Source organism: Chamaesiphon sp. VAR_48_metabat_403 (assembly GCF_031422475.1).
Lineage (GTDB): Bacteria > Cyanobacteriota > Cyanobacteriia > Cyanobacteriales > Chamaesiphonaceae > Chamaesiphon.
In genome coordinates this window covers 1-2878 of record NZ_JANPLS010000479.1, presented here as the reverse complement: position 1 = coordinate 2878, position 2878 = coordinate 1, and the positions used below count along the sequence as shown (strand labels likewise).

Here is a 2878-nt window from a genome sequence, read left to right as displayed (position 1 = left end):
TATCATCTGTAATTGCGATTACTTCGATCGGGCAAGGCGTGCAAAGAGCCACTGAGTTGAGAATAGAGGCATTGGGTACCAATATCCTGCAAGTTTCCGCAGCCGCAGCGAGAACGGGCGGCATCAGTCAGGGAGCTGGTTCTGCGAGTACCCTGACTTGGGAAGATGCGCGATCGATCGCCAAACAAGTTCCCGCTGCTACTGCGGTGTCAGCGTTCTTATATCGCCCAGGTGTTCAGGTGGTGAGGGGTAACGTTAATATTTCAATAACTGCCATCGGCACGGATTTAAACTTTCCAGCGGTAAGAAATGTCAAGCCGCAACTAGGGACATTTTTTCAGCAGCAGGATTTGGATATAGCCAAAGCAGTCGTGGTAATCGGTGCCAAAATTCGAGACGATTTGTTTGCACCATCCGAAACGGCAATCGGTAGCGATATTCGGATTCAGGGCAAGCGTTATCGCGTGGTAGGGGTGATGGAGCGGAAAGGGGCTGTCGGGCTGCAAGATATGAATAATGTGGTGTATCTGCCACTGACTAATATGTCTGCCGAGATTGTTGGTAACAATGCGCTCACAGGTGTGGCAATTAACGGCTTTTGGGTAAAAGCGAGTAATCCCGATCGACTTGAAGCAGCGGAATTTCAAGTGACGAATGTGCTGCGGCTGCGCCATAATATTCGCCCACCCAAAGAGGATGATTTTACTGTCACGAATGAAGTGGATCTGATTAAGACTTTCACGAATATTATGGGATTGTTGACACTGATGGTTACGGCGATCGCCGGAATTTCTCTAGTCGTTGGTGGCATTGGCATCGCGAATATTATGCTGGTTTCGGTGATGGAACGGACGCGGGAAATCGGGCTGAGAAAAGCAGTCGGGGCAACTAGTGGAGCAATTCTGAATCAATTTTTGATGGAATCGATCGTGATTTCGAGTATTGGCGGTGCGATCGGGATTGGATTGGGTGTCGCGATCGCTTTTGCTACCGCAACAATCTTCAAATTCCCCTTTGTGGTGTCGTTATTATCAGTGGTGGTGGGTTTTGTCCTTTCGCTGATTGTTGGGGTACTGGCGGGCGGTATTCCTGCCCGTAATGCGGCAAAGTTAGACCCGATCTTGGCATTGCATGGGGATTGATTGATTATGGCAGAGCAGCACAGCGATTGAAATCGCCGCTAGTGCTGCAAAACCCGCCTACGCGGGTTAGAAATCTCAGTCCGCGTAGGCGGACTTCGCAACATGAGCCACGATTTCAATCGTTGGCATCTCATAATCGTTGGCATCTAATAACTATGGCAAGTATGATTTCGCTCAAAGATATTACCAAAACCTATCACTTGGAATCGCTCGATGTCCCAGTACTCAAGGGCATTAATTTATCGATCAAAGAAGGCGAATACGTCGCGATCATGGGTGCTTCTGGTTCGGGGAAATCAACTTTGATGAATATTATTGGCTGTCTCGATCGACCCAGCAGTGGACAGTATTTTTTAGCAGGGCAAGATCTGACGACTCTCGATGATGATGAACTCGCCGATATTCGCAATCAATATATTGGGTTTGTGTTTCAACAGTTCAACCTCTTACCAAAGCTCACATCCCTCTCGAATGTGATGTTACCGATGATTTATGCTGATGTCGATAAGTCACAGCGAATCGAACAAGCTACAGACGCATTAGTCCAAGTCGGTTTGAGCGATCGCATCCAGAACCGTCCCAATCAGCTCTCCGGCGGACAACAACAGCGGGTAGCGATCGCCCGTGCCTTAGTCAATCATCCCGCCTTAGTCCTCGCTGATGAACCTACTGGGGCACTAGATTCCACCACCTCTGAGGAGATTATGAATCTGCTGACAGAGTTGAATCAACAGGGTACGACGATCGCAATTGTCACTCATGATGCTAATGTTGCCGCCAGAACAAAACGGATAATTCGGATGGTAGACGGGGTAATTGTTGAATCGAACTGAATAATTTGGGAGTTGAATATATTTATTCCTATTGACTCGTTTGCGTAGCCTACCGGAGGTACTCAATCTCTCCGAAAATCACCCCTTTGATAGATGGTATTATCTATACCCAATTGATAAAATATAGATGCAATTAATGGATAGACATTTGTATGCAAAGTAGAAAATTCGTTGTTGTTTTACCGATAATCTTGATTAGTCTACTAGCTAACGAAGTTAATGCTCAGGTTAAACAAAACCGATTGCGAAATACACTTACAGGCGCAGATAGTTGTTTAGATATTATCGAAGATGGTAAAAGCAATCGATTGACTATGGCTAAATGCGGCAATATCGCTGGACAACGCTGGAGCATGACAGGTAGTGCAAAGAATCCTCAAGCTTATCGCCTACAGACTCCACTTACAGGTGCAAATAATTGTTTGAACCTCATCAATGATGGTGAAAATAATAAAGTAACAATGGCTAAATGTAGCAACCTACCTGGACAACTCTGGACTGTTACACCGAGTAAGACAGTTCCTGGTAACTCTGGCTATTATTTTGTGACAAATGCACTGACAGGTGCGAGTAATTGTTTGAACGTTCTCAATGACGGTAGAAACAATCAACTGACGATGGCAAAGTGTGACAACATTTCTGGGCAGAGCTGGAAAATCACCAGCACTCGTTAATCCTCTATTAATGATTAAAACTGCTTAGAGGATAATTTTCCTCACAGGTTCCTCATCTTCTTTTAATACTATGAGGAGTATTCACTTTTCTTAGTATTAATAGGGGTAAAATCTATGAAATGGCAACAATTAATTTTGGCATTTATAGCTACTATTTGTTTGATTTTTGCTGGCAATGCTCTAGCACAAACTGATATTAATATTAACAATAACAACCTGATTCGCTTTG

The 2878-nt window shown here is 44.8% G+C and carries 3 protein-coding genes; all 3 read left to right on the top strand.

What is annotated here, in order from left to right; all coding sequences use genetic code 11:
- The coding region (locus tag RMO79_RS22865) for an ABC transporter permease (protein WP_310485568.1) at positions 1–1142 on the top strand (1142 nt) is incomplete at its 5' end.
- 155 nt (positions 1143–1297) lie between these two features.
- Complete coding sequence (locus tag RMO79_RS22860; RefSeq protein WP_310485567.1) at positions 1298–1975, top strand: ABC transporter ATP-binding protein; 678 nt, start codon at positions 1298–1300, stop codon at positions 1973–1975.
- Between the two features lie 152 nt (positions 1976–2127).
- On the top strand, positions 2128–2649 hold the full coding sequence (locus tag RMO79_RS22855; RefSeq protein WP_310485566.1) for an RICIN domain-containing protein: 522 nt from the start codon (positions 2128–2130) through the stop codon (positions 2647–2649).
- Positions 2650–2878: the final 229 nt, after the last annotated feature.

What these genes read in the sequence shown, in the direction of transcription:
- RMO79_RS22855 (WP_310485566.1), top strand. Translation starts at nt 2,128, where the DNA reads ATGCAAAGTAGAAAATTCGTTGTTGTTTTACCGATAATCTTGATTAGT.
- RMO79_RS22860 (WP_310485567.1), top strand. Translation starts at nt 1,298, where the DNA reads ATGGCAAGTATGATTTCGCTCAAAGATATTACCAAAACCTATCACTTG.